Source organism: Xanthomonas sp. SHU 199 (genome assembly GCF_000364665.1).
Classification (GTDB): domain Bacteria; phylum Pseudomonadota; class Gammaproteobacteria; order Xanthomonadales; family Xanthomonadaceae; genus Xanthomonas_A; species Xanthomonas_A sontii.
The window spans coordinates 1-3,133 of record NZ_AQOI01000474.1 but is presented as its reverse complement, the minus strand read 5'-3'; the positions used below and the strand labels follow the sequence as shown (position 1 = coordinate 3,133).

The window sequence follows — 3,133 nt, the reverse complement described above, 5'->3', positions numbered from 1 at the left end:
GGCGTAGACGATGGACACGATGCCCAGCGGCAGGCAGCAGAACAGCGTGGACAGGATCGCCCAGACCATGTTGTTGGGCACATAGACGCCCGCGTTGGGCGCTGCTGGTGGTTCGGGCTGGTTCACTGTCCGCTCGGTCCTTCGCACTGGACGCCACGGCCTGTGGCGTCTCCCCTGCGGTTAATTTACCCGAAGCGCGTGCCCAGGGCACCTGCGCCGCACTCAGGCGGCATCGCCACGCAGCCTTCTCACCTGCGCCTCCAGCGTCTCGGCGGTGGCCTGGGCCCCGGGCACCGGCGCATCGGCGATCACCTCGATGTGGGCGCGGAAACGCCGCGGCACGCGCATGCGCCGCAGCCGCGAATCGCGCTTGCTCCACATGCTGGTCCACATGTTGCGCAGCGCCATCGGCACCACCGGCACCGCGCGCCGGGCCAGGATCTTCTCCACGCCGGACTTGAACGCGGCGATCTCGCCGTCCTTGGTCAGCGCGCCTTCGGGGAAGATGCACACCAGCTCGCCCTCGGCCAGCGCGGCGTCGATGGCGTCGAACGCGCGCTGCATCAGCTCGGGATCCTCGCGCGCCCCGGCGATCGGAATCGCCTTGGCGGTGCGGAAGATCCAGCGCATCACCGGAATGTTGAAGATGCGGTAGTACATGACGAAGCGCACCGGTCGCGGGATCGCCGCGGCCAGCACCAGCGCGTCCATGTAGCTGACGTGGTTGCACACGATCAGCGCCGCGCCCTCCTCGGGCACGTGGCGTTCGACGCCGTGCAGGCGCAGCCGGTACAGGGTGCGCACCATCACCCAGCTGAGGAAGCGCATCAGGAACTCGGGCACGATGCTGAAGATCCAGATCGCCACCACCGCGTTGGCGATGGCCAGCGCCAGGAACACCTGCGGGATGCTCAGCCCGGGCATCGGGATGCGCACGCCGAACAGGTGCAACTGCTGCATCTGCAGGGCGATGCCGATCATCGCCGCCAGCACGATGAACAGCGAGTTCTGGATGTTGAGCCCGGCGATGACGCGCGACAGTTCCGCCTTCGGCGTGCGACTCTGGATCAGCGCGAACAGCGGCACCACGAACAGGCCGGTGCACAGGCCGATGCCGACCAGGTCGAGCATGATCCGCCAGCTGCCGGCCTGGTGGACGAACTGGCCGATGCCCAGGCCGGTCTGCAGCGCGGCGCCAGGGCGTGCGAAGTACAGGTCGAGCATGAAGGCGCTGATGCCGAACGCGCCCAGCGGCACCAGGCCGATCTCGACGGTGCGCCCGGACAGCTTCTCGCACAGCAACGAGCCGGTGCCGGTGCCGATCGAGAACAGCGCCAGGGCGAAGATGTACAGGTCCTGCGCGCCGCCCAGGTTGAGTTCGGCGTAGGTCGGCAACTGCGCGGTGAGCACGGTGCCGACGAACCAGAACCAGGACACGCCGAGCACGGCGTTGCGCACCGCCAGCTGGCGCCGGGTCAGGCGCATGATCGCCAGCGATTCCGGCAGCGGGTTCCAGTTGATCTTCAGCTCGGGGGCGCCCGCGTCGACCTTGGGGATGCAGCGCGCCATCAGGTTGCCGGTGACCGCCAGCGCGACCACCGCGGTGGCGGCGGCCACCGGCCCGTGGCTGCCGGCGATCTGGAAGATCAGCCCGCCCAGGATCATGCCGCACAGGATCGAGATCGAGGTGCCCATCTCGACCAGGCCGTTGCCGCCGGTCAGTTCTTCCGGTTTGAGCACCGACGGCAGGATCGAATACTTCACCGGCCCGAACAGGGTCGACTGCAGGCCGGTGCAGAACAGCGCCACCAGCAGCACCGCCATGTTCTCGGTCAGGAAGCCGACCGCGGCCAGCGACATGATGCCGATCTCCATCGTGGTGGTGATGACCACCAGCCGCGACTTTTCCAGCTTCTCGGCGATCTGCCCGGCCAGCGAGGAGAACAGGAAGTACGGCAGGATGAACAATGCCGGCGCCAGGTTGGTGTACAGCGTGCGCTGCTCCGGGGTCACGCCCAGGTAGAACAGCAGGCCGATGATCGCCTGCCGGTACACGTTGTCGTTGAACGCGCCCAGCGACTGGACCACGAAGAACGGCAGAAAGCGGCGTTGCCGCAACAGGGCGAACTGGCTGTGGGCGGACATGCAGGCTCCTTTGCGAACGCGCGCAGCCTAGCAGGTTCGCCGCGCGCGCAGGCGCGGCGCGCGGCGGCCGGCGCTGGCGCTGTCGGTTGCGGCCTGCAGGGCGTCGCGCTGGGCGCGCAGCAGGGCGATGAAGGCGCGTGCGGCGGGGGTCGGATCCGGCCGCCACACGGCGTAGGTGAGGAAGCGGAAGCGCTCGCGCAATGCCACCGTCGCCACGCCGTGCATGCCGGTGGCCATGGTCTGTGGCACCACCGCCAGGCCCAGGTCCTCGGCCACCAGTTGCCGCTGCAGGTCGGCATGGGTGACCTCGTACTGCAGGCGCTGGCGCAGGCCGGCGGCGGCGAAGGCGCGGTCGATGATGCCGCGCACGCCGGCGCCGGGGATCAGCCCGGCCATCGGCGCGTCTTCCAGGTCGCGCAGGGAGACCTGGCGGCGCGCGGCGAAGCGGTTGCCAGGTGCGGCGATCAGCGCCAGCGGTTCCTCGTGCAGCAGCAGGTGTTGCGGCGGCAGCGCCACGTGCGGGCCGACCCCGACCAGGGCCACGTCGAGCCGGCCTTCGCCCAGTTCCAGCAGCAGCGCATCGCTCATGCCGGTGCGCAAGTGCACGTCGACCGCGCTGTGCGCCTCGCGGAAGCGGCGTAGCACCGCCGGCACCTGCACTGCGTTCAACGAGGAGATCTGCCCGATCTGCAGGCGGCCGCGCACCGTGCCCAGGGTCTGCGCCATTTCCTCGTGCAGGCGTTCGGCGGCGCGCAGGGTGGCGCGCGCGTTGTGCAGGAACACCTCGCCGGCGGCGGTGGCCCGCACGTGGCGCGCCCCGCGTTCGAACAGGCGCGCGCCCAGCGCCTGCTCGATCTTGGCGATCTGGTGGCTCAGCGCCGACTGCACGGTGTGGCAACGGCGCGCGGCCGCGGTGAAGCTGCCTTCCTCGGCGACGGCGACGGCGAATTCGAGCTGGCGCAGGGTCAGCATGATGGTGCCCAGCGCG

The 3,133-nt window shown here is 69.7% G+C and carries 3 protein-coding genes; all 3 read right to left on the bottom strand.

Annotation, left to right across the window (positions count from 1 at the left end; genetic code table 11):
• Nucleotides 1-126 (bottom strand): CD225/dispanin family protein (locus tag D183_RS28040; protein WP_039727892.1); only part of this gene is annotated, 126 nt, incomplete at its 3' end.
• Nucleotides 127-222: 96 nt separating this feature from the next.
• Complete coding sequence (locus D183_RS0114945; protein WP_017909714.1) at nucleotides 223-2,145, bottom strand: MFS transporter; 1,923 nt, start codon at nucleotides 2,143-2,145, stop codon at nucleotides 223-225.
• A 27-nt stretch (nucleotides 2,146-2,172) separates the two neighbouring features.
• Nucleotides 2,173-3,117 (bottom strand): LysR family transcriptional regulator, encoded by a 945-nt coding sequence (locus tag D183_RS0114940; protein WP_026144506.1) that lies wholly within the window; start codon nucleotides 3,115-3,117, stop codon nucleotides 2,173-2,175.
• Nucleotides 3,118-3,133: the final 16 nt, after the last annotated feature.

Bases quoted from the DNA above. Each gene is read 5' to 3' on its own strand.
- D183_RS0114945 (WP_017909714.1), bottom strand. From the start codon at position 2,145: ATGTCCGCCCACAGCCAGTTCGCCCTGTTGCGGCAACGCCGCTTTCTG.
- D183_RS0114940 (WP_026144506.1), bottom strand. From the start codon at position 3,117: ATGCTGACCCTGCGCCAGCTCGAATTCGCCGTCGCCGTCGCCGAGGAA.